The sequence below is a fragment of the Aureimonas sp. AU20 genome (genome assembly GCF_001442755.1).
Lineage (GTDB): Bacteria > Pseudomonadota > Alphaproteobacteria > Rhizobiales > Rhizobiaceae > Aureimonas.
This window is the reverse complement of record NZ_CP006368.1, coordinates 44,683-65,175: the sequence shown is the minus strand read 5'-3', so window position 1 is coordinate 65,175 and position 20,493 is coordinate 44,683. Positions and strand designations below refer to the sequence as shown.

Genomic DNA, 20,493 nt, shown 5'->3' with positions numbered 1-20,493 from the left:
GTTTCCATGTCGGTCGCCAGCCATCCCTCGACCTCGCTTTCCCCCGGCCTGCCGCGCGCCGCAGCCAAGCCTCGCCGCAAGCGTCGGCGCGACCTGTCCGGTCTTCTCTACGTCGCCCCGGCCATGGTGCTGGTTCTCGTCTTCTTCGCGCTGCCGCTCGGCATGACGGCCTGGATGTCGCTGCACAACTGGCCGCTTCTCGGCGTGCCGCGCTGGGTCGGCACCGCCAACTACAAGGCGCTCTGGAACGATCGCAACTTCTGGAACGCGCTCGGCTTCACCGCTCGCTACACGGCGGCGGCGACGCTCGGCCTCCTCGGCGTCGGCCTCGCCCTGGCGCTTCTGGTGGAGAAGCCGCGACGCTTCGCGGGCGTCTATCGCACCGCTTTCTTCCTGCCGGTGGTGATCGGCTTCGCCTCGGCGAGCCTTCTCTGGGCCTGGCTCTCCAATGTCGACAGCGGCCTCTTCTCGCCGCTGATGGAGCGGCTGGGGCTCACCGCCGGGCGGATCAACATCCTCGCCACCTTCGAGCCGGCCTTCTGGTCCGTCACCGCCATGGTGATCTGGAAAATGGCGGGCTTCTACATGGTGATCCTGATGAGCGGGCTGCAGTCGATCCCCGCCGACTTCAGCGAGGCTGCGCGGATCGACGGGACGAGCGCGCTCCAGCGCTTCCGCCACATCACCCTGCCGCTGGTGCGCCGGCCCTTCGCGCTGGCGCTCATTCTCTGCGTGTCGGGCTCCATGCTGGCCTTCGATCAGTTCTACATCATCCTGGCCGGCGGCCCGCAGAACCGGACGGTCACTGCGGTCTACTGGATCTTCTCGCAGTCCTTCGTCTCGTTCCGCCTCGGCTATGGCGCGGCCCTGTCCATGGTGCTGCTCGCGATCCTCCTGATCCTCAGCCTCATCCAGCTCCGGCTCCTCAGCGACCGGGAGGACGCCCGATGACCCTCGCCCTTCCCTCCGAGGCACGAACTGACCGTCCGGTCGCTCGGCGTCCGGCCAAGAACCGGCCGATGCGCGTTCTCTTCCATGTGACGGGCGTTCTCTGCGCGGCCCTGTTCCTGGCGCCGATCGCCTTCGTGGTGCTGGGCTCGCTGCGCTCGGCCAGCGAGACGGTGCGCCCGCCCCTGCCGCCCTGGCCGGAAGGGGAGCCAAGCCTTGCCAGCTATGCCCGGCTCGACGCCTTCGGCGACGGCATCCTGACCTATGCCGGCAACAGTCTCTTCGTGGCGCTCGGCACCACGGTGCTGACCATCCTGGTCTCGGTGCTGGCGGGCTACGGCTTCTCGCGTCACCGCTTCCCGATGAAGGGCTTCGCCTTCGTCCTGATCCTGTCGACGATCATGATCCCTTTCCAGTCGATCCTGACGCCGCTCTTCCTGATCCTCGCCAAGCTCGGCCTGCAGAACACGCTGAGCGGCCTGGTGCTCATCTACACGACGCTGCAACTGCCCTTCTCCGTCTTCATGATGCGCAACGCCTTCGACGCCGTACCGAAAGAGATCGAGGAGGCGGCCAGGATCGAGGGCGTCACTGGGCTGCGGCTGCTCGTCTTCGTCATGGGCCCGCTCGTTCTGCCGGGCATCGTCACCGTCGGCCTCTTCGCCTTCCTGAACGCCTGGAACGAGTTCCTCGCCGCGCTCGTGCTGCTCACCGACCAGTCCAAGTTCACGCTGCCCGTCCTGATGACGGCGGTGCGCTCGGGCCACTACGGCGCGGTGGACTGGGGCGCGGTGCAAGCCGGCGTCACCGTCATGATGATCCCCTGCCTCCTTCTCTTCCTCATTCTCCAGCGCTTCTACATCCGCGGCCTGACGGCCGGGGCCGTGAAGTGAGCCGCAAGGACTTGCCCTCCATGAACCAGCACACGCCCTCCCCCGCCGGCCCCTCTCCCGCCTCCGACGTCACGCGCCCCCGCGCCCAGTTCCGGCCGCCGGCGGTGCATCAGGTCCGCGTCCAGGGCTTCTTCGGCCCGCGCATCGACACGGTCGCCACCACCACGGCCCACACGCTTCTGAACCGCTGCATCGAGGCGGGAATGCTGGATCAGATCGACCCGGACCGGCCCAATCCCGGCCTCAGCATTCCCTTCCAGGCCGGCAACGACACGGTAACGACCCAGATGTTCTGGGATTCCGACTTCGGAAAGAGCATCGAGACGGCGGCCTATGCGCTCTATCGCCGGCCCGACCCCGAGCTGGAAGCGCGGGTGGACGAGGTGATCAACGCCTATGCCCGCCTGCAGGACGAGAACGGCTATCTCAATTCCTGGTATCAGCGCATCGAGCCCGGCAAGCGCTGGACGAACCTTCGCGATTGTCACGAGCTCTACGACGCCGGTCATCTGATGGAAGGCGCGGTCGCCTATTTCCACGCCACGGGCAAGCGGCGCCTGCTCGACATCATGGCGCGCTATGCCGATCACATCGACCAGATGTTCGGCCCCAAAGCCGGCCAGACGCGTGGCTATTGCGGCCATCCCGAGATCGAGCTGGCTCTGGTCAAACTCGGCCGCGCCACGGGCGAGCAGCGCTATCTCGACCTTGCCCGCTTCTTCGTGGACGAGCGCGGCCGGCAGCCGCCGCACTTCTTCGACGAGGAGGCGCGGGCGCGCGGACGCGACCCGAAGGACTACCATTTCGAGAATCACCAATACACGCAGAGCCACGAGCCCGTGCGCCAGCAGCGCCATGTCGTCGGCCATGCCGTGCGCGCCGCCTATCTCTATTCCGGCATGGCGGATGTCTCGACCGAGTTCGGCGACGAGAGCCTGAAGACGGCGCTCGACGCGCTCTGGGGCCATCTCACCGACAAGAACCTCTATGTCACCGGCGGCTTCGGCCCCTCCGCCCACAACGAGGGCCTGACCTTCGACTACGACCTGCCCAACGAGACCGCCTATGCCGAAACCTGCGCAGCGGTGGCGCTGGTGTTCTGGGCGAACCGCATGCTCGGCCTCGGCCCCGACCGGCGCTATGGCGACGTGATGGAGCGCGCGCTCTACAACGGCGCGCTCTCCGGCCTGTCGCTCGACGGCACGCGCTTCTTCTACGAGAACCCGCTGGAAAGCCGCGGCACGCATCACCGCTGGACCTGGCACCGCTGCCCCTGCTGCCCGCCCAACATCGCCCGCCTCGTCGCCTCGGTCGGCACCTATATGTATGGCGAGGCAGAGGATGCGGTCGCCGTGCATCTCTATTGCGAGAGCGAGGCCGATCTCGACGTCGCCGGCACCAAGCTGCGCCTGAGCCAGACCACGGCCTATCCCACCGACGGCGCGGTGAAGCTCACGGTCGATCCCGCCGAGCCGGCCCGTTTCACGCTGCATCTTCGCCTGCCGGACTGGGCCGGGGCAACAGTGGCGAAGCTCAACGGCGAGGCGCTCGACATCGCGTCCTCGTCGCGGAACGGCTATCTCGCGATCGAGCGCCTTTGGTCGGCGGGCGACACGGTGGAACTCGACTTCGAGATGCCGGTGCTACGCCTTCATGCCCATCCGAAGGTCGGGATCGACCAGGGCCGCGTCGCGCTCCAGCGCGGGCCGCTGGTCTATTGCCTGGAGGAGACGGACAACGGCGCGCATCTCCATTCGCTTTTGCTGGATCGCCAGAGCGCCTTCCGCTGCGAGGAGGCGGCCGATCTCGGCGGCGCGGTCTGTCTCGTCGCCAAGGGCGTCCGCGAGACGGCGGCGGGCGAAGCGCTCTACACGCCCCAGGAGCCGGCGCGAGAACAGGCGGTGCTGCGCGCCGTGCCCTACCACGCCTGGGACAATCGCGAGGGCGGCGAGATGCTGGTCTGGCTGCGGCAGGAGGGGGCGCGATGAACGCCCATTCCCCCCTGGAGGCCGGCATCGGCCTCGCAACGGCGAGCCTGGAACTGAAGGGCGTCGGCAAGTCCTTCGGCGCGGTCGAGGTGCTTCGGGACATCGACCTTTCCATCGCCAAGGGCGAGTTCGTGGTCTTCGTCGGCCCGTCCGGCTGCGGCAAGTCCACGCTTCTGCGCCTCATCGCCGGGTTGGAGGAGGTGAGCGAGGGCGAGATCGCGATCGGCGGGAAGGATGTCACCGACCTCGACCCCTCGCGGCGCGGCATCGCCATGGTGTTCCAGTCCTACGCTCTCTACCCGCATATGTCGGTGGCGCAAAATATGGGCTTCGGCCTGAAGATGGCGCATCGCCCGGCCGCCGAGGTAGAGCAGAAGGTGCGCGCGGCGGCGGAGATCCTGCAACTGACCAAGCTTCTGGACCGGCGCCCCGGCCAGCTTTCGGGCGGCCAGCGCCAGCGCGTGGCGATCGGGCGCGCCATCGTGCGCGATCCGCAGATCTTCCTGTTCGACGAACCCCTGTCCAATCTCGACGCCGAATTGCGCGTCGAGATGCGCATCGAGATCGCGCGCCTGCACAAGACGCTCGGCAACACGATGGTCTATGTCACGCACGACCAGACCGAGGCGATGACGCTGGCCGACAAGATCGTGGTGCTGCGCGGCGGGCGGATCGAGCAGGTCGGCGCGCCAGCGACGCTCTACGAGGACCCCGACAATCTCTTCGTCGCCGGCTTCGTCGGCTCGCCCAAGATGAACGTCCTTCCCGCGACCTTGAGCGAGAGCGGGCTGGAAGTCGCCGGCCGGTCGCTGCCGCGCCCGACGCTTTTCGGGACTGGTGGCGAGGGCGGCGACATCCAGCTCGGCATCCGCCCGGAGCATCTACGCCCGGCGCGCGGCAGCGAGCCTTCGCTGCCCTTCACCGTGGATTTCACGGAATATCTCGGCGGCAGCAGCTTCCTCTATGGCCGCTGCGGCGAGGGTCTTTCGCTCGTCGTGCAGGGAGAGCGCGGCATGGCGCCGAAGGCCGGCGCCGAGATGGCGATCACCTGCGACACGGCCGACATGCGCCTGTTCGACATGGCGGGAAAACGGCTTCGCTGACGATCCGTCGGCTCAAGTCGAGCGGCGCGCCGCTCAGCGCCGTCGCAGCCAGTCCTGCAGGCCGATCTCGGCCTGTTCCAGGCTTTCGCGGTTCAGCGCCTTGCGCAGCATGGCGAGGGTGACAGCGCGCATGCGCAGGTTGAACACGTCCGATCCGCGCTCGGATTCGTAGACGCCGAGCTTGTCGTAGACCTGCTGCAGCCGGTTCTGCACGCTGCGCAGCGACAGGCCGCGCCGCTCCGCGATCAGCCGGTCGGTCAGGCCGAGGGCGAGATCGGTCAGGATCTCGTATTCGACGTCGGTGAAGCTTTCCGAGCGGTCCGCCGAGCGCTGCTGCACGGAGCGGATCTCGCGGTCGATGATGCACTGGCCTTCGAGAAAGACGCCGCGCAGCGCCAGACTCAAGCGCTCCTCGGAGGCCGATTTCAGGATGTAGCCATAGGCCGCGCCGCTCGGCACGATGCGCGAGACGCCCCGCACATAGGCCTCGTCGGCATAGTTGGACCAGAAGACGATGCTTGTGGTCGGCCGCCGTGCCCAAAGCGCGCGGGCGAGTTCCACCCCCGTGCGCTGCGGCATCTGGAGATCCACCACGGCATGAAGCGTCTCATGCTCGATCGCCAGCCGCTCGCCCACGACGCCGTTTTCCGCCTCCACCACGCGGCAGTCCGGCAGGGTCTGGGCAATGACCTCGCTGAGAAAGGCCCGGTGCACCGCGTCGTCCTCGGCGATCAGGACGTTCATCGCACGCCCTCGCCGGCCGGACCTTGCGTCTTGTCCGCGCCGTCCACCGGCAGCTGGATCTGCACCAGCGTGCCCTGCCGGTCGCCGCGCCGGCCGATCGCGAAGCTCGCGCCCACCAGCCGGGCGCGCGTCTGCATGTTGCGGATGCCACCGACGCGCTTGCGCTGGGCGAGCGAGGCGAAGCCGATCCCGTCGTCGCGCACCTCGATCGCCAGCGCCTCACCCTCGCGGCGAAGCTCGACCTCGATCAGCGAGGGCTCGGCATGGTGCGCGGCGTTGTTGACCGCCTCCTGCACGATGCGAAACAGCGCGACGCGCAGCGTCTCGGACAGATGGTCCGCCGCCCCGAAGCTCTGATCGGCGAAGCGCCAGGCGATGCCGCTGCCCGATCCGTCCAGCGCGCGGCCGAGAAAGTCCTCGATCCCCTCGGCAAGGCCGAAGAGCTGGAGGATGTTGGGGCGGGCGTCGTCGATGATCTCGCGCAGGCCCGCCATGGTGCGGGCAAGCTCCGCCTCCACCGCTTCCAGCGCCTCCCAGCCCTCCGGCCCTGGCCCGCCCGCCTCGCGCAGCCGCGCCATGCCGGCTTCGCGCATGCGCGCGATGCGCCGATGGAGGCGCGTGAGATCGGCCAGCGTCAGGTCGTGCAGGTCCATGCCGATGCGCTGGCGCTCGCGCTCCAGCTCTTCCGTCAGACGCAGCGCGCCCTCGCGCAGGGCGTCTTCCCGCGCGCGCCCTTCCGCCTCCTCGATCGCGAGGCGGCGCGCGTCTTCGGCGGTGCGCAGGGCGTAGAAATAGGGCGCGAGCACATCGGCGACGTGCCGGGCGAAACCGAGATCCCTAGCGTCGTAGAAGTCGCGCATCCGCTTGGAGCAGGACAGCGCGCCGATGATCTCGCCGCGCACGAGAAGCGGCACGTGCAGCCGACTTTGAAGGTTCTGGTCGAGAATGGGGTGGGCGAAGGCGCCGTCGAAATGAAAGCGCGGGTCGGCCAGCGCGTCGCCCGAGATGAGATAGGGCTCCTGCCCCAGCAGCACGGCGCGGATCGGACTGCCCTCGATGGGCAGCGGATGGGCGTTGAGGCTCCAGTCCGTGTGGGCGCCGGCCTCGAACGCGGTGTGATGATCCTGCCGCAGGATGCAGACGTCGAGATGGTCGTGCGGCAGGATGGCGGCAAGCTCGTCCGACACGGCCTGGATAGCGGCCTGCATGTCGAGCCGACCCGCCAGCGCCTGCGACACGCGGATGAGATGGCGAAACAGCGTCTCGCTGCCGAGCCGCGTTCGGCCGGGAGCGGAGGCGGGCGTCGGCGGGGAAAGGGTGGCCGGGTTCATCGGGCGACACCATCACGTTCGCGGGAGCGGCGCCAGAGCGGCGGCATGCAGGGGTTTTGCGGGTTCCCGCATCCGACCTGCGCGCTCCACCTTGGACAAAAGCCGAGGCGCCTTCCAGACTGCGTGTCGAGAGTCGCTTGGGAGAGCGATCGGCGTCCGGCCGGCCAGAAGAGGCCGGCCGATCGGCGTGCCGGCAGGACCGCCGGCTTTGGGGAGGATATGATGAAGAAGCTCGCACTGGCCCTGTCGGCCGCAACGCTCTGCCTCGGCGCCGCGAACGGCGCCTTGGCCGACACGGCGGACAAGACGATCGCCCTGTCCAACAATTATGCCGGCAATTCCTGGCGCCAGGCCATGCTGGAAAGCTGGGCCAAGGTGACGGGCGAGGCCGTGAAGGCCGGCGTGGTCAAGTCCGCCGACGCCTTCACCACCGCCGAGAACCAGGCCACCGAACAGGCCGCGCAGATCCAGAACATGATCCTGCAGGGCTACAACGCCATCGTCATCAACTCCGCCTCGCCCACCGCGCTCAACGGCGCGGTGAAGGAGGCCTGCGACGCCGGCATCGTGGTCGTCTCCTTCGACGGCATCGTGACCGAGCCCTGCGCTTGGCGCGTGGCGGTGGACTTCAAGAAGATGGGCGCGGGCCAGCTCGACTATCTCGCCAAGCGCTATCCCGACGGCGGCAACCTCCTGGAGATCCGTGGCCTTGCCGGCACGTCGGTGGACGGCGAGATCCACGAGGGCATCCAGAGCGGCGTCGCCGCGCATTCCAAGTTCAAGGTCGTCAGCGAAGTGCAGGGCGACTGGACGCAGACCGTGGCGCAGAAGTCGGTCGCCGGCGTCCTGCCGAGCCTCCCCGAAGTCACCGGCGTGGTGACGCAGGGGGGCGACGGGTTCGGCGCGGCCGAGGCCTTCAAGGCGGCGGGCCGCAAGACGCCCACCATCATCCTCGGCAATCGCGAGGACGAGCTTCGTTGGTGGAAGGAGCAGAAGGACGCCAACGGCTACGAGACCATGTCGGTCTCCATCGCGCCGGGCGTCTCGACCCTCGCCTTCTGGGTGGCGCAGCAGATCCTCGACGGGCAGCAGGTCCCGAAGGACCTCGTCGTGCCGTTCCTCAGCATCGACCAGGCCGGCCTCGACGAAGCGGTCAAGACCACCCAGAAGGGCGGCGTCGCCAATGTCGAGTACTCGCAGGACGACGCCAAGAAGGTGATCGCCGCCAAGTAAGAGGCGTGAGGCTCGAGCGAGCCCGCGCGTCTTTCCAGAGGCCGCCGCGCCCTTCGGCGGGCGGCCTTTTCCATTCCACCAAAGGCAGCCATGACCAGTTCGGGACCCGCCGGCGTCTTCGTGCGCCTCCAACAGATCGAGAAGAGCTTCGGCGCCGTGCGCGCGCTGCGCGGCGTCGATCTCGACATCAGGGCCGGCGAATGCCTCGGGCTCGCCGGCCACAACGGCGCGGGCAAGTCGACGCTCATGCAGGTTCTGGCCGGCAATGTCGTGCCCGACACGGGGCGGCTGGAGATATCGGGCGAGGACCGGGCGGGGCGGGGCGGCGTCGCCCGCGCGCGCCAGGCCGGCATCGCCTGCGTCTTTCAAGAGCTTTCGCTCTGCCCCAATCTTTCGGTCGCCGAGAACACGCGCGTGCGCCACGGCTCGCTGCGCGGCTTCGGCTGGCGCCACAAAGCCGGCGCGCTGATCCGCGAGAAGCTCGACGAAATCTTTCCCGGCCACGGCATCGCGCCGGGCGATCTCCTGTCGGACCTCGCGCTCGGCCAGCGGCAGATGGTGGAGATCGCGACCGTCTTTGCCGGCGGCGAGACGCCGCTGCGCCTCGTGATCCTGGACGAGCCGACCTCCTCGCTCGACGGCAGCGCCGCGAGCCAGCTTCTCGCCTATGTCCGCAGCTTCGTCGCCAAGGGCGGCAGCGTCATCTTGATCTCGCATATCCTCGGCGAAATCCTCTCCACCTGCGACCGCATTGCCGTGATGAGCGACGGGCGCGTGGTGGACCTTCGCGACGCCTCCGGCTTCACCCGCGAGTCGCTGGTGGAGAGCATGGGCCATGTCGTCGCCCATGCCGACGAGGCGCTGGTGGAAGCGCGGTCGCGTGCCTCGACGCCCATTGTCGCCAGCGTTCGAAGCCCGCGCGGCGGCGGCGCGCTGGAGGCGCGGCGCGGCGAGATCATCGGCCTCGCGGGCCTTGCCGGCCATGGCCAGACAGCGCTTCTCGTGCTTCTCCAGAGCGCGGGGATGGGCGGCTCGCGCTTCGCCAAAGTCGCGGGGCGCACGGCCTTCGTCGCCGGCGACCGGCAGAGCGACGGCGTGTTTCCGCTCTGGTCGATCGGGCAGAACGTCACGATCCGCTCCTTGAAAGGGCTGACGCGCCTGGGGCTTGTCGACCCCGCGCGAGAACGCGCCATGGAGGCGGAGTGGCAGCGGCGCATCGCCATCCGCACGCCCGACATGACGGACAACATCCTGACCCTCTCGGGCGGCAACCAGCAGAAGGCGCTGTTCGCCCGGGCGCTGGGCTCGGACGCCGAGATCATCCTGATGGACGACCCCATGCGCGGCGTCGACATCGGCACCAAGCAGGAAGTCTATGCGCAGATCCGCGCCGAGGCCGAGAAGGGCCGCACCTTCATCTGGTACACGACGGAGTTCGACGAGTTGAAGAGCTGCGACCACATCTACGTGCTGCGCACCGGGCGGATCGTGGACGAGCTACCGCGCGCTGCCTTGAGCGAAGCGCGCATTCTCAGCGCCTCGTTCAAGGAGGACGCGGCGTGAACGCGCTTTTCACCCCCCGCGTCCTGCGCGCGCTGCTGCCGCCGGTCTCGTTCATTCTTCTGCTGGCGGCGATCTTCATCATCCAGCCACGGGCCATGAGCTATCTCGGGCTCAATCTCATGCTCAATCTGGCGCTGCCGATCGCGCTCGCCACGATCGCGCAGCTCTGCGTCATCACGGTCAACGATCTCGACCTGTCGATCGGCGGCTTCGTCAGCTTTGTCGCCTGCATCGGCGCGACGGTGCTGAAGGACACGCCGCTGCTCGGCGTCGCCATGCTCCTCGGCTGCATCCTCGCCTATGCCTGCATCGGCGCGCTGATCCATTGGCGCAACCTGCCCTCCATCGTCGTGACGCTCGGCCTCAGCTTCGTCTGGCTCGGCGCCGCCGTGCTGCTTCTCCCCTCGCCCGGCGGCTCGGCCCCGGCCTGGCTCTCCTCCCTGGTCAAGCTGAAGACGCCGCTCGTGCCCTTCGCCATCCTCGCCAGCGCGGCGCTGGCGATCGGGGTGCATTTCCTCCTGATGCGCTCGTCCTTCGGCGTCGTGCTGCGCGGGGCGGGCGGCAATCCGCAGGCCGTGCGCCGCGCCGGCTGGTCGCTCCTGCGCGCGAAGATGGCGATGTATGCGCTTTGCGGCACGTTCGGCGTGCTGAGCGGGCTGACCCTGGTCGGCCTCACCACCTCGGCCGACGCCAATATCGCCCTGCGCTACACGCTGTTGTCGATCGCGGGTGTCATTCTGGGCGGCGGCGAGTTCACGGGCGGGCGCGTTTCGCCGGTCGGCGCGGTGATCGGCGCGCTGACCCTGACGCTCGCCGGCTCGCTCCTGTCCTTCCTACGCATTTCGCCGGACTGGCAGATCGGCGCGCAAGGGGCGATCCTGATCGCCGTCCTGGCGCTGCGCGCCCTCGTCAATCAGACCGAAAGGAGGGCGGCATGAGCGCCCCGGCAGCTTCCGCGCGGGCCGAAGGCTTCGCCACGCGCCACCCCTATGCCTTCTCCTTCGGCGGCGCGCTCGCGATCTTCCTCGCCACGCTCGCCTTCACCGGCGGCACCGGCGGCGGGCAGATCCTCTCCACTGCGCTGACCTTCGCCACCATGTATGTCATCGTCGGCCTCGGGCAGATGTTCGTCATCACGACGGGCCCGGGCAATGTCGATCTCTCCATCCCCTCCACGATCGCGCTCGCCGGCACGTTCGCCATGGTGGTGATGAACGAGCAGGACGGGCGCATCCTTCTCGGCCTCCTGGCGGGCTTAAGCGTCGGCGCCCTGGTCGGCGCCTTCAACTATCTCCTGATCCGCCTCCTTTCGATCCCGCCGATCATCGCGACCCTGTCGGCGAGCTTCCTGATCCAGTCCACCGCGATCAGCTACGGCCGGGGACTGCGCGTTCGCCCGCCAGAGGGCTTCGCGGCCTTTGCCACGGGGCGCATTCTCGGCGTGCCCTATCTCGCCATCGCGACCCTCGTTCTGTGCGGTCTGATGGGGCTGCTCCTGCACCGCACGGTCTATGGCCGCTCGGTCTCGGCCATCGGGCAGAACCCGCGCGCGGCCATGCTCGCGGGCATCCGCGTCGACCGGGTGCGCTTTGCGACCTATGTGCTCTCAGCGGTGCTGGCCGGGCTCTGTGGCGCGGTTCTCGCCGGCTTTTCCGGCGGCTCCTCGCTCAACATGGGCGAGGAATATCTCCTCGCCTCGATCGCCGTCGTGGTGGTTGGCGGCTCGTCCGTTTCGGGCGGGCGGTCCAACGTCGCCGGCCTCTGGGGCGCCTCGCTGTTTCTCTATCTCCTCGTCACCATGCTGAACACGTTCGGCGTCGGCGCCGGGCTCCGGTTGCTGCTGACCGGCCTCATCATCATCGCCATCATCACGCTCGCCGGCGATCCCAAATCCCGCCGCGCATGACCCGCCAACCTGTTCCCTGTCCTGTTCCTCCGAGTCGCCCATGCTCTATGAACGCTTCGACCCGCGCTTCGACGAGGTCGCCCTCATCAACGTCTCGCTGGAACAGATCCACACCGGCTGTCGCTGGACGGAAGGGCCGGTCTGGTTCGGCGACGGCAACTATCTTCTCTGGAGCGACATTCCGAACGACCGGATGATGCGCTGGATTCCCGAGGTCGGAACGCATGTCTATCGCGCGCCCGCCGGCTACACCAACGGCCACACGCGCGACGGCACCGGACGCCTCGTTTCCTGCGAGCATGGCGCGCGGCGCGTCACGCGCACCGAGGCGGACGGCTCGCTGACGGTTCTGGCGACAAGCTTCGGCGGCAGGCGGCTGAACTCGCCCAACGATGTCGTCGTGCATCGCGATGGGTCGATCTGGTTCACCGACCCCAATTACGGCATCCGCGACGACTACGAGGGCCACAAGGGAACCCAGGAGCAGGACTGCCAGGGCGTCTACCGCATCGACCCCGCCAGCGGCGCCGTGACGCGCGTCGCCAGCGATTTCCGGCAGCCCAACGGGCTCTGCTTCTCGCCCGACCATTCGCTTCTCTACATCGCCGATTCCGGCGCCAGCCACGATGCGCAGGCCCCGCGCCATATCCGCCGCTTCAAGGTGGAGGGCGAGACTCTCACTGGCGGCGAGGTCTTCGCCCTGATCGACAAGGGCGTGCCGGACGGAATGCGGATGGATCGCGACGGGCGGCTCTGGTCGAGCGCGGCGGACGGCATCCACGTGTTCCACCCCGATGGAACGCGGCTCGGCAAGATCCTCGTGCCGGAAACGGTCGCCAATCTCTGCTTCGGCGGCCCGAAGGGCAACCGGCTCTTCATCGCCGCAACGACCTCGATCTATTCGATCTACACGCGCGTGCGCGGCGCCTGAGCCCTTGCGCTTTTCCTCACCTGAGGCCAATTATGGTCTCAAGTGAGGAGATGCATCATGCTGGCCTTCAACACCATGGCCGACGTTCTGGGCCTGCCTGCGCAGGAGGCGTCGAGCCTCTCCGCTTTCGGGCTGATCTCACGCATCGAGGACGGCTTGCCGCTCGGCGCGCTGGACCGCGTGGCGCGCCTGCTCGCGCCCGGCGACGCGCAGTTTAAATATCGGCTCGTGCCCAAGGCAACCTACGAGCGGCGCAAGAGCCGGCATCGCTTGTCTTCGGACGAGGGCGCGCGGCTGGCGCGCGTCGCCCGCGTCTGGGGCCTCTCGCTCGACGTCTGGGGCGAGGAGGAGGCCGCGCGCGACTTCCTGTTCCGCACCCATCCCATGCTGGAGGACCGGCGGCCGATCGACATGGTGATCGGCGGCGAGATCGGCGCCGAGCTGGTTCTCGATATCCTCGGCCGTCTGAAATACGGCAGCGCGGCTTGACCCCTCAGGTTCTGGACAGAACACTGACGAGCTACCGCATCGGCGATCCCGCCGGTGCCTATCCCATCTTCGATGCCACCGGCTCGACGATCGCGCCCGGCCGATGGAACACGCCGGGCAGCCCGCTGATCTACACGAGCGAGCATTTCGCCACGGCGCTTCTGGAAAAGCTGGTGCATGGCAGCGGGCGCCTGCCGCCGAACCAGCATTTCATCGAGGTGACGCTGCCGCGCGGCCTCAGCTACGAGATCGTCTCGACGCCCGCCCTGCCCGGCTGGGACACGATGCCGGCCGGGGTCAGCAAGGATTTCGGCGAGCGATGGTGCATGGAGCGGCGCAGCGCGCTTCTTCTCGTGCCGAGCGTCGTCGCCCGGCCCGAGCGCAACATCCTCATCAACCCCGCCCATCCCGAGTTCGCGCTGATCCAGGCGAGCCTGCACGAGCCCGTCTTCTGGGACCGGCGATTGTTCGGGGTCTGACCCCTCACTCCCCTGAGACGAGATGCGAGATGCGGCGGGCGAGATCGTCCAGCACGAAGGGCTTGGTGACGACCTGCGTGTCGCGCCCCAGATGCTCGGCGTTGAGAACGGCGTTCTCGGCATAGCCGGTGACGAACAGGACCTTCAGCCCGGGGCGCAGCTCGCGCGCCGCCTCCGCCAGCTGGCGCCCGTTCATGCCGTTCGGCAGGCCGACATCGCTGACCAGAAGGTCGATCCGCCCTTGCCCCCGCAGCTGCACCAGCGCGGAGGGCGCGTCCTCCGCCTCCAGCGCGGCGAAGCCGAGGTCTTCGAGAACTTCCACGATAAGCATGCGCACCAGCGCCTCGTCGTCCACGACGAGCACGGTCTGCCCTTGCGTGGCGGGCGGGATCGCCTGCGCCGGCTGGTTGCCCTCAGTCGTGTCGGCCTCGCCATGATGGCGCGGCAGGTGGAGGCAGACGCTGGTTCCCTCGCCAAGCGTCGACTGGATGCGCACCTGGCCGCCGGACTGGCGCACGAAACCATAGATCATCGACAGGCCGAGGCCGGTGCCGACGCCGATCGGCTTGGTGGTGAAGAAGGGCTCCATCGCGCGCTCCAGCACCTCGGCCGTCATGCCCAACCCCGTGTCCGACACGCAGAGGCTGACATAGTCGCCGGCGGGCAGATCGCGCTCGCGCGCGCCCTTCGCGTCCAGCCGCTCGTTGAACGCCTTGATGCCCAGCGCGCCGCCGTCCGGCATGGCGTCGCGCGCGTTGATGCAGAGGTTCAAAAGCGCGTTTTCCAGCTGGTTCGGGTCCACCAGCACCGGCCAGAGATCGGCGGGCTGCTCGATCGTGAGCGCGATGGCCGGCCCGACCGTGCGCCGCACCAGCTCTTCCAGCCCGGCCACGAGCTCGCCGACGCCGGTGGCCTTGGGGTCCAGCGTCTGGCGGCGCGAGAAGGCCAGAAGCCGATGCGTCAGCGCCGCCGCCCGGCGCGTCGCCCCCTGCGCTCCGGCGAGATAGCGCTCCGCCTCCACGCCCTGCCCCTGCGCGAGGCGCCGGCCCATGAGTTCCAGACTGCCGGAAATGCCGGCGAGAAGATTGTTGAAGTCGTGCGCGAGCCCGCCGGTCAGCTGGCCCACCGCCTCCATCTTCTGGCTCTGGCGCAGCGCCTCCTCGGCCTGCGCCAAGGCTTCGGCGCGTTCACGCTCGATCGTGACGTCGCGGCCGATCGCGTTGATGACGCCTTCGCTCGGGTGAGTCGACCAGCTGATCCAGCGATAGGTGCCGTCCTTGCGGCGGAAGCGGTTGTCGAAGCGGGCATGGCCCTCGCCCTGCGACAGCTGCCGCGCGCCTTCCCGCGTGCGCTCCCGGTCGTCGGGATGCACGAGGTCAAAGAGCTGGGTGCCGAGCAATTCGTGCTCGTGCCAGCCGAGAACGTCGGCCCAGGCCGGATTGGTGGCGTTGATCGTGCCGTCGAAGCCGCAGCGCAGAATGAGGTCCGGCGTCAGCTGCCAGAGCGCGTTGCGATCGGCCGTGCGTTCGCGCACCTGCTCCTCCAGCCGGACGGTGAGCCGTTCCAGCTCTGCCGCCTGCCGGCGCCGCTCGTGAATGTCGGTGTTGGTGCCGACCCAGCGCAGGATCGCGCCGTCCGCGCCGTGCACAGGCTCGGCCCGCACGAGGAACCAGCGATACTGCCCGTCGGCGCGGCGAACGCGAAACTCCGTCTCGTAGGTCCGGCCTGTCCGCAGCGCCTCTGCCCAAGCCTCGGCCGCCCCGTCCCGATCCTCGTCGTGGACCATGGCGCCCCATTGCGTGGCGCCGACAAGCGCCTCCATGGGTTGGCCGGAATAGGCGGAAACGCGCTGGTTGAACCAGTAAAGGTAGCCGTCCGGCCGCGCGGCCCAGACATGGTTCGGCACGGCTTCGGCGAAGGCGCGGAACTGCGCCTCGCTTTCGCGCAGCGCCGTGTCGCTCAAAACGCGGTCGGTGGTCTCGTTGGTGAAGATGAAGAGCCCGGCGATGGCGCCGCTGGCGTCCAGCACCCGCGAATAGGAGAAGGTCCACCACGTGTCGCGCGCGCCGCGATCGGTGTCGAGCTTCCAGGGCAGGTCCACGAAGCGCTGCCGCTCGCCCGCGAAGGCGGCGTCGATGATGGGCTTGGCCTGCGCCCAGCCGTCGGCCCAGACCACGTCGAAGCGCTCGCCCATGGCCCAGGGCAGGCGCGGGCCCAGAAGCGGGAAATAGGTCTCGTTGAAGAAGAAGCTGAGCTCCGGCCCCCAGGAGAGGATCATCGATTCCGGCGAGTTGAGAACGAGGCTGATCGCCGCCTTCAGCTCCACCGGCCAGCCCTCCGGCGGCCCCAGAACATGCCCGTTCCAGTCGCGCGAGAGGATCAGGCGCGTCGCCTCGCCACCACCGGCGAGAAACGCCAGGGGATCTTGTGCGCGGTCTGACTCGGTCGGGACGGAATGCGGCATCGGGCAGACAACTCCGACAAGGCACGGAAAACGGGACGGATTGCCCATAACCGCCTCTGGATTCGATGCCCAGCCCCCCGCGCAAACGCCGCGCCGCCAACGCACGAAAAAAAGCCGAGCCGGATGCCGGCTCGGCGGGTTTCATTCCGATGATTTCAAGCCGGAGAGCGGGACTTTCAGGCGTGGGGCGCGGGGGAAAGCGGGCTGACCAGATCGCTCAGGAGATCGGTGGAGGCCGAGGCGAAATCGCGCAGCGCGCCCTGCGAGGGCTCGGGCCGCTCGCCGACATAGGCGGCGACATCGTTCATGCGCCGCAGCGTGCGCCAGTAGATGTCCTCCATGAGGATATGGGCGAACTCGCCGTGGCGGCCGATGCTGTAGAGGCCGGCGACGCCGGTGTCCTGCGCGAAGCGCTGGCGGGCGCTCTCGTAGCTCTGGAGGAAGACGGGATAGGCGATCGGGGTGCGCAGCGTGCCGCCCGCGCCGAGATAGCGCTTGCGCAGGTCGTTGCCGAAGATGCGGCAGGTGCCTTCCAGGCAAAGCTCGGCCAGATCCTCGTCCGCCATGCGCCAGATCTCGTCGCCGACCTCGCAACCGAGATCGTAGGTGAGCAGCGTCTTCCCCTCCGGGGCGAGCCAAGGCATGGAGACCGGCGCCTCGGTGACGCGGAAGAAGCGCTGCCGGCGATCGGGCACCCAGAGCATCGTGTCGGGCAGAATGTCGCGGCCGGAAAAGCGCAGGTTCACGAAGGCCATGGGCCGGTAGCGGAAGGCGGAAAGCGCATCCAGCGCGTCCGTGCCCTCGACGATCTTGGGCAGGACATGGACGGGCGCGGTGCTGATCGCGGCGGAAACCGCGATCTCCTCGCCGCGCACGCGCACGGCCGCGACCCGCCCGCCGCGCACCACGATGCGCTCCACCGGCGATTCCATGCGGATGGCCGGCTGCACGGCGCGCACGGTCGGCTCCAAGAGCTTGGACAGGCCGCCCTCGGGATAGACGTGGTAGACGCCGGCGCTCTCCGGCATCTCGTGCGAATAGCCGTTGCACACGGCCCGGCCGCTGACGCGCGCGGCGACGTTGAGATAGAGCGACTTCAGGATGCCGGCGCCGAACTTCTGGCCGACGGCGGGCGCAAGCTCGCTCGCCGCCGCGCCCGACCAGGCTTCCGCCAAAGGAATAGCGACGTCCTCGGCCAGCGCCGCGCCGTAGCTGGCGCGAAACATCTCGGCGGCCGAGCGGGGCGTCTCAGACGCCGAGAGCTTGGTCTTCACGGCGCTGGCGACGAGGCGCGGGTCGAACAGGAGGCCGAGCGGATAGTTGCGGAAGCGACCGTTCAGGAGCACGGCCTCGCCGTAATGCTTCACGGTGCGGCAGGTGTCGGCGGCGCCCAGGGCGTTGGCCAGCCGGTTGCTGATGAAGTGGGCGCCGAAATCGTAGGCGAACCCGTCCTTGTCTTTGAAGGACGCGGCCATGCCGCCGATCGCTTTGCCGGCCTCAAACACGATCACCGGCAGGCCCTTGCGCTGCAGCTCGGCAGCGGCGGTCAGCCCGGCCAGACCGGCCCCGACAATAGCGATCGGCTTCATGGCAGCGATCGGCTTCATGGCGTTCCCTTTCGCCCAGCCGCACCGGCGCCGGGACTTTCAAATGAACTCGGCGCATCCGGCGCCCGGCGGGAGCCGACTGGCCCCCGGCGCCCCCGACGCAAGCCTCCACTGAGCGCGCGGCGACGCGGCGCGCCTGTCGCGCCGTCAGCCTTCGAGCGGGTTCAGGGAAGGATGGTCCGAGCCGTCTTGAGCGCAGTATTTCAAACGGCATCGGCCCGTTCAAATGAAAGTGTAGAACAAAGCTAAGAAAACCTGCTGTTAGTATTAACACTTCCTAAGCGTGACGCGCAGTCAAAACCGAATGGGCTGGAGGAGTCTGACCGAACGGCAGGTCCAAGCCTGGACCTTCATCCAACGCGCGAGGCGTTCGCATCCCATCGGTTCGGCCGTGCGCGCCTCGCTGTTTGAGTCTCCCCAAGCCGGCTGGGCGGTGGCCCGCGCCTTGCCGCGTAATTGCCGGCGTGCAAAATCGTGAGCGTCGAAGGCGTTCGCAAAGTTGTCTCTCGCCGCCCAAATGTCGGCGTCAAAATAAAATCGCGGCGCCATTGCAAATGTCGCCTGATGGGCCTAAGTTTAGCCCATCGAACTTGTTGACTGATTTTCCGATGCGCTTCTAGCGCCTCACGATTTTCTCTCTCAATATCGAAACTTGAGCGGCCGCGCATCCGGTGCGGTCGACGACAAGGCACGTCTTTGAAAGGGACTGTCATGACCATCGGAACCGTTAAGTTCTTCAATTCCACCAAGGGCTTTGGCTTCATCACCCCGGAAAGCGGCGGCAACGATGTGTTCGTTCACATCTCCGCCGTCGAGCGTTCGGGCATGTCGACCCTCGCGGACGGCCAGAAGGTCAGCTTCGACATCGTCGCTGATCGCCGTTCGGGCAAGAGCGCTGCCGAAAACCTGCGCGACGCGTAATTTGTCGCTGTCCGCGACCACGGATGTACTGGCGCGGATCTGACGACATTGAGGAGGTCGGGCACTGCCCGGCCTTTTTTGTTTCGCTGGGAGTAACGGCATGACCGACCAGACGAACGAACCCGTCAAGGGATCCCGCGGCCCGGACCGGGTCGAAAAGGGAAGCGCCATGACGATGATCGCCGAGGAAAATCGGCGCCGTCAGGACAAGACCGAGCGTTTGAAGGCGTTGCGCCTGGCGCAGGGCCCGATCGAGGCCGCGCCGCCGCCGGAAAAGCCGGCTAAGGCGAAAGCCGCCCCGAAAGCCAAGGCCAGTCCCAAACCCAAGATCAAGCGGGCGGCGCGCGCGCCGCTTCCCCCTTCCCAGCCCCATTCAGGATGACGCCGTGCAAGTTCTCGTTCGTGACAACAATGTCGACCAAGCCCTCCGCGTCCTGAAGAAGAAGCTTCAGCGCGAAGGCGTGTTTCGGGAAATGAAGGCGCGCCGCGCGTATGAGAAGCCTTCAGAAGCCCGCGTGCGGGAAAAGAAGGAAGCCATTCGCCGCATGAAGAAGCTCGCCCGCAAGAACGCCCAGCGCGAGGGTCTGCTTCCTTCGGCACCGCGCAAGGTCCTGACCCCGAAGGTCGGCGGCGCACGCTGAGTCCAGGACCTCGCCCATTGTCCGTTTTTTCCGAACCCTGCGCCCGCAGCCGATCTCGGCGCGGCGCGGTATGGAAAAGACCTCGGACTTTTCGAACGCAAACCGGGCGATTTCGATTCGCCCGGTTGGAGCCGGTCCTCCCAAGCCAGACGCGGCCCCAGAGCCCCTGGCCGTCGGCCCTCCTCGGCAGAGCACGAGCCCTTTCGCAGACAGCGCGGCTTGAGCTACCTGCCCAATGGGATCGGGCCCCTCTTTTCGTCGTATCCAAACCCTGCTTCAGCGTGCTCGTACCACGAGCGAGGCAGCCAAAAGTTTTTGTTGCAGGCACTTGGCCGCGACAGGGCAGCGACCCGCAGCCTTCCGCCCGAAGAATCCCGTCTCCAGGCCGTCCGAACTGGTGTCCGTCCCACAGAGGATGTTCACCCCTGTCGCGCCGCCTGCCGCGTGCCGGCTCAAGTCGCGATCTTCCCCTCCCCTTTCCCACGGTCGGTTCGCCGCCGGGCAAGGGCCGATTTCATTCTCTCCGCCGCGCGTCGATCCAAAGAGTCGACCGCTGCCCGCTGGTTCAGGCTGAGGCTCAAGTTCCCTCCCACCCGGCGCACTCTCTTCTCTAGGAAAAATCTTATGAGCACTTTGTCCGTTCAACGCAGCAATGCCGACCGTCTGTTCAAGGCGGTGCAGGCCGACACGCCGCTGACGACATTCGAGCGCGTCGCCGCCACGGCCGCCGCCAATCGCATCAAGGCCGACGCCCTGCGCAAGGCCCGCATGGAGCAGGCCGAGAGCCAGCCCGCCGCGCCCGTGCGCAAGAAGGCGCGATAATGGGAAGCGCGGGCCCGGTCGACTTCACGGACGAGGCCGATCTGTTCTGGTCCTCCTCCGCCCGGCGCCGCCCCGCCAAGGGCGCCATGCGCTTTCGCTCCTTCCCGTCGCTGGCCGAAGCCGTGCGCTTCGTCGTCACCGACAAGAGCGAGACGCGCCATCAATGCGCGATCGATACCTCCGCCAAGCGCTACGAGGGCGTCGAGATCGAGGCGCTCTACAACAGCCCGGATTTTCCGCGCGAGGCTTGAACTCGTAGGTCGGGCTGCCGGCCATGCTTTGGGCTGGCGCCCAAAGGCGGGCCTGCCGGCGAAATCGATGGGGACAGCGCGGGAGAGCCGTAACCACCGGCTTGCGATTCCCTTCTCGGCGCCGGGCGCGATCGCGCAATTCAGAATTGCTCCATGCTGGCACACATGAAACAATCGAC

The 20,493-nt window shown here is 67.8% G+C and carries 20 protein-coding genes; 16 read left to right on the top strand and 4 right to left on the bottom strand.

All coding sequences use genetic code 11. From position 1 onward, the window contains the following. The first annotated feature begins 6 nt into the window (after positions 1–6). The 4 genes from M673_RS17310 to M673_RS17295 are packed head-to-tail and all read left to right on the top strand — an operon-like array spanning position 7 to position 4,932. The gene (locus M673_RS17310; RefSeq protein ID WP_061977964.1) at positions 7–951 is read left to right on the top strand and encodes a carbohydrate ABC transporter permease; all 945 of its coding nucleotides are present in this window, start codon (positions 7–9) and stop codon (positions 949–951) included. Next, positions 948–1,841, top strand: a complete 894-nt coding sequence (locus tag M673_RS17305; protein ID WP_082639791.1) for a carbohydrate ABC transporter permease — start codon at positions 948–950, stop codon at positions 1,839–1,841. The genes M673_RS17310 and M673_RS17305 overlap by 4 nt, the downstream gene beginning before the upstream one ends. Positions 1,842–1,861: 20 nt before the next feature. Beyond that, positions 1,862–3,829 (top strand): glycoside hydrolase family 127 protein, encoded by a 1,968-nt coding sequence (locus M673_RS17300; protein ID WP_061977962.1) that lies wholly within the window; start codon positions 1,862–1,864, stop codon positions 3,827–3,829. Next, positions 3,826–4,932 carry an ABC transporter ATP-binding protein gene (locus tag M673_RS17295; protein ID WP_061977961.1) on the top strand — a complete coding sequence of 369 codons (1,107 nt, stop codon included), beginning with the start codon at positions 3,826–3,828 and terminating at the stop codon, positions 4,930–4,932. Before M673_RS17300 ends, M673_RS17295 begins: the two co-directional genes overlap by 4 nt. 33 nt (positions 4,933–4,965) lie before the next feature. Here the strand turns inward: M673_RS17295 and M673_RS17290 are convergent, their stop codons facing one another. Next, on the bottom strand, positions 4,966–5,676 hold the full coding sequence (locus tag M673_RS17290; protein WP_061977960.1) for a response regulator transcription factor: 711 nt from the start codon (positions 5,674–5,676) through the stop codon (positions 4,966–4,968). Continuing rightward, complete coding sequence (locus tag M673_RS17285) at positions 5,673–7,007, bottom strand: GAF domain-containing sensor histidine kinase (RefSeq protein WP_082639790.1); 1,335 nt, start codon at positions 7,005–7,007, stop codon at positions 5,673–5,675. The genes M673_RS17290 and M673_RS17285 overlap by 4 nt, the downstream gene beginning before the upstream one ends. A 222-nt stretch (positions 7,008–7,229) precedes the next feature. Between M673_RS17285 and M673_RS17280 the strand changes: the two genes are divergently transcribed. The 7 genes from M673_RS17280 to M673_RS17250 all read left to right on the top strand — a co-directional run bounded on the left by M673_RS17280 (position 7,230) and on the right by M673_RS17250 (position 13,608). After that, positions 7,230–8,240: an ABC transporter substrate-binding protein gene (locus tag M673_RS17280; protein WP_061977959.1), complete on the top strand. Its 1,011-nt coding sequence runs from the start codon at positions 7,230–7,232 to the stop codon at positions 8,238–8,240. A gap of 90 nt (positions 8,241–8,330) precedes the next feature. Beyond that, entirely contained in the window at positions 8,331–9,803 is a 1,473-nt protein-coding gene (locus tag M673_RS17275) for a sugar ABC transporter ATP-binding protein (protein ID WP_061977958.1), read from the top strand. Continuing rightward, the gene (locus tag M673_RS17270) at positions 9,800–10,741 is read left to right on the top strand and encodes an ABC transporter permease (protein WP_061977957.1); all 942 of its coding nucleotides are present in this window, start codon (positions 9,800–9,802) and stop codon (positions 10,739–10,741) included. Before M673_RS17275 ends, M673_RS17270 begins: the two co-directional genes overlap by 4 nt. Next, entirely contained in the window at positions 10,738–11,709 is a 972-nt protein-coding gene (locus M673_RS17265; protein WP_061977956.1) for an ABC transporter permease, read from the top strand. Before M673_RS17270 ends, M673_RS17265 begins: the two co-directional genes overlap by 4 nt. A gap of 40 nt (positions 11,710–11,749) precedes the next feature. After that, complete coding sequence (locus M673_RS17260) at positions 11,750–12,640, top strand: SMP-30/gluconolactonase/LRE family protein (protein WP_061977955.1); 891 nt, start codon at positions 11,750–11,752, stop codon at positions 12,638–12,640. Between the two features lie 57 nt (positions 12,641–12,697). After that, positions 12,698–13,129 (top strand): antitoxin Xre-like helix-turn-helix domain-containing protein, encoded by a 432-nt coding sequence (locus M673_RS17255; RefSeq protein ID WP_061977954.1) that lies wholly within the window; start codon positions 12,698–12,700, stop codon positions 13,127–13,129. Beyond that, entirely contained in the window at positions 13,126–13,608 is a 483-nt protein-coding gene (locus tag M673_RS17250; protein WP_061977953.1) for an RES family NAD+ phosphorylase, read from the top strand. The genes M673_RS17255 and M673_RS17250 overlap by 4 nt, the downstream gene beginning before the upstream one ends. 4 nt (positions 13,609–13,612) lie before the next feature. Here M673_RS17250 and M673_RS25120 read toward each other — a convergent pair whose 3' ends face one another. Further along, the gene (locus M673_RS25120) at positions 13,613–16,072 is read right to left on the bottom strand and encodes a hybrid sensor histidine kinase/response regulator (RefSeq protein WP_061977952.1); all 2,460 of its coding nucleotides are present in this window, start codon (positions 16,070–16,072) and stop codon (positions 13,613–13,615) included. A 176-nt stretch (positions 16,073–16,248) separates the two neighbouring features. Beyond that, positions 16,249–17,679 (bottom strand): protoporphyrinogen/coproporphyrinogen oxidase, encoded by a 1,431-nt coding sequence (locus M673_RS17240; RefSeq protein WP_244493129.1) that lies wholly within the window; start codon positions 17,677–17,679, stop codon positions 16,249–16,251. Between the two features lie 711 nt (positions 17,680–18,390). On the opposite strand from M673_RS17240, the gene M673_RS17235 reads away from it, so the two are divergent. The 5 genes from M673_RS17235 (at position 18,391) to M673_RS17215 (ending at position 20,314) form a co-directional block, all read left to right on the top strand. Beyond that, positions 18,391–18,600, top strand: coding sequence for a cold-shock protein (locus M673_RS17235; RefSeq protein WP_061977951.1), 210 nt, complete (start codon positions 18,391–18,393; stop codon positions 18,598–18,600). A 100-nt stretch (positions 18,601–18,700) separates the two neighbouring features. Then, on the top strand, positions 18,701–18,982 hold the full coding sequence (locus tag M673_RS17230; protein WP_061977950.1) for a hypothetical protein: 282 nt from the start codon (positions 18,701–18,703) through the stop codon (positions 18,980–18,982). Positions 18,983–18,986: 4 nt separating this feature from the next. Then, positions 18,987–19,241, top strand: coding sequence for a 30S ribosomal protein S21 (rpsU, locus tag M673_RS17225; protein WP_061977949.1), 255 nt, complete (start codon positions 18,987–18,989; stop codon positions 19,239–19,241). 624 nt (positions 19,242–19,865) lie between these two features. Further along, the gene (locus M673_RS17220; RefSeq protein ID WP_061977948.1) at positions 19,866–20,063 is read left to right on the top strand and encodes a hypothetical protein; all 198 of its coding nucleotides are present in this window, start codon (positions 19,866–19,868) and stop codon (positions 20,061–20,063) included. Beyond that, positions 20,063–20,314, top strand: coding sequence for a hypothetical protein (locus M673_RS17215; RefSeq protein ID WP_061977947.1), 252 nt, complete (start codon positions 20,063–20,065; stop codon positions 20,312–20,314). The genes M673_RS17220 and M673_RS17215 overlap by 1 nt, the downstream gene beginning before the upstream one ends. Positions 20,315–20,493: the final 179 nt, after the last annotated feature.

Coding starts and splice junctions, on each gene's coding strand:
- M673_RS17240 (WP_244493129.1), bottom strand. CDS start 17,679: ATGAAGCCGATCGCTGCCATGAAGCCGATCGCTATTGTCGGGGCCGGT.
- M673_RS17230 (WP_061977950.1), top strand. CDS start 18,701: ATGACCGACCAGACGAACGAACCCGTCAAGGGATCCCGCGGCCCGGAC.
- M673_RS17260 (WP_061977955.1), top strand. CDS start 11,750: ATGCTCTATGAACGCTTCGACCCGCGCTTCGACGAGGTCGCCCTCATC.
- M673_RS17310 (WP_061977964.1), top strand. CDS start 7: ATGTCGGTCGCCAGCCATCCCTCGACCTCGCTTTCCCCCGGCCTGCCG.
- M673_RS25120 (WP_061977952.1), bottom strand. CDS start 16,072: ATGCCGCATTCCGTCCCGACCGAGTCAGACCGCGCACAAGATCCCCTG.
- M673_RS17220 (WP_061977948.1), top strand. CDS start 19,866: ATGAGCACTTTGTCCGTTCAACGCAGCAATGCCGACCGTCTGTTCAAG.
- M673_RS17235 (WP_061977951.1), top strand. CDS start 18,391: ATGACCATCGGAACCGTTAAGTTCTTCAATTCCACCAAGGGCTTTGGC.
- M673_RS17295 (WP_061977961.1), top strand. CDS start 3,826: ATGAACGCCCATTCCCCCCTGGAGGCCGGCATCGGCCTCGCAACGGCG.
- M673_RS17300 (WP_061977962.1), top strand. CDS start 1,862: ATGAACCAGCACACGCCCTCCCCCGCCGGCCCCTCTCCCGCCTCCGAC.
- M673_RS17265 (WP_061977956.1), top strand. CDS start 10,738: ATGAGCGCCCCGGCAGCTTCCGCGCGGGCCGAAGGCTTCGCCACGCGC.
- M673_RS17280 (WP_061977959.1), top strand. CDS start 7,230: ATGAAGAAGCTCGCACTGGCCCTGTCGGCCGCAACGCTCTGCCTCGGC.
- M673_RS17290 (WP_061977960.1), bottom strand. CDS start 5,676: ATGAACGTCCTGATCGCCGAGGACGACGCGGTGCACCGGGCCTTTCTC.
- M673_RS17255 (WP_061977954.1), top strand. CDS start 12,698: ATGCTGGCCTTCAACACCATGGCCGACGTTCTGGGCCTGCCTGCGCAG.
- M673_RS17305 (WP_082639791.1), top strand. CDS start 948: ATGACCCTCGCCCTTCCCTCCGAGGCACGAACTGACCGTCCGGTCGCT.
- M673_RS17285 (WP_082639790.1), bottom strand. CDS start 7,007: ATGAACCCGGCCACCCTTTCCCCGCCGACGCCCGCCTCCGCTCCCGGC.
- M673_RS17275 (WP_061977958.1), top strand. CDS start 8,331: ATGACCAGTTCGGGACCCGCCGGCGTCTTCGTGCGCCTCCAACAGATC.
- M673_RS17215 (WP_061977947.1), top strand. CDS start 20,063: ATGGGAAGCGCGGGCCCGGTCGACTTCACGGACGAGGCCGATCTGTTC.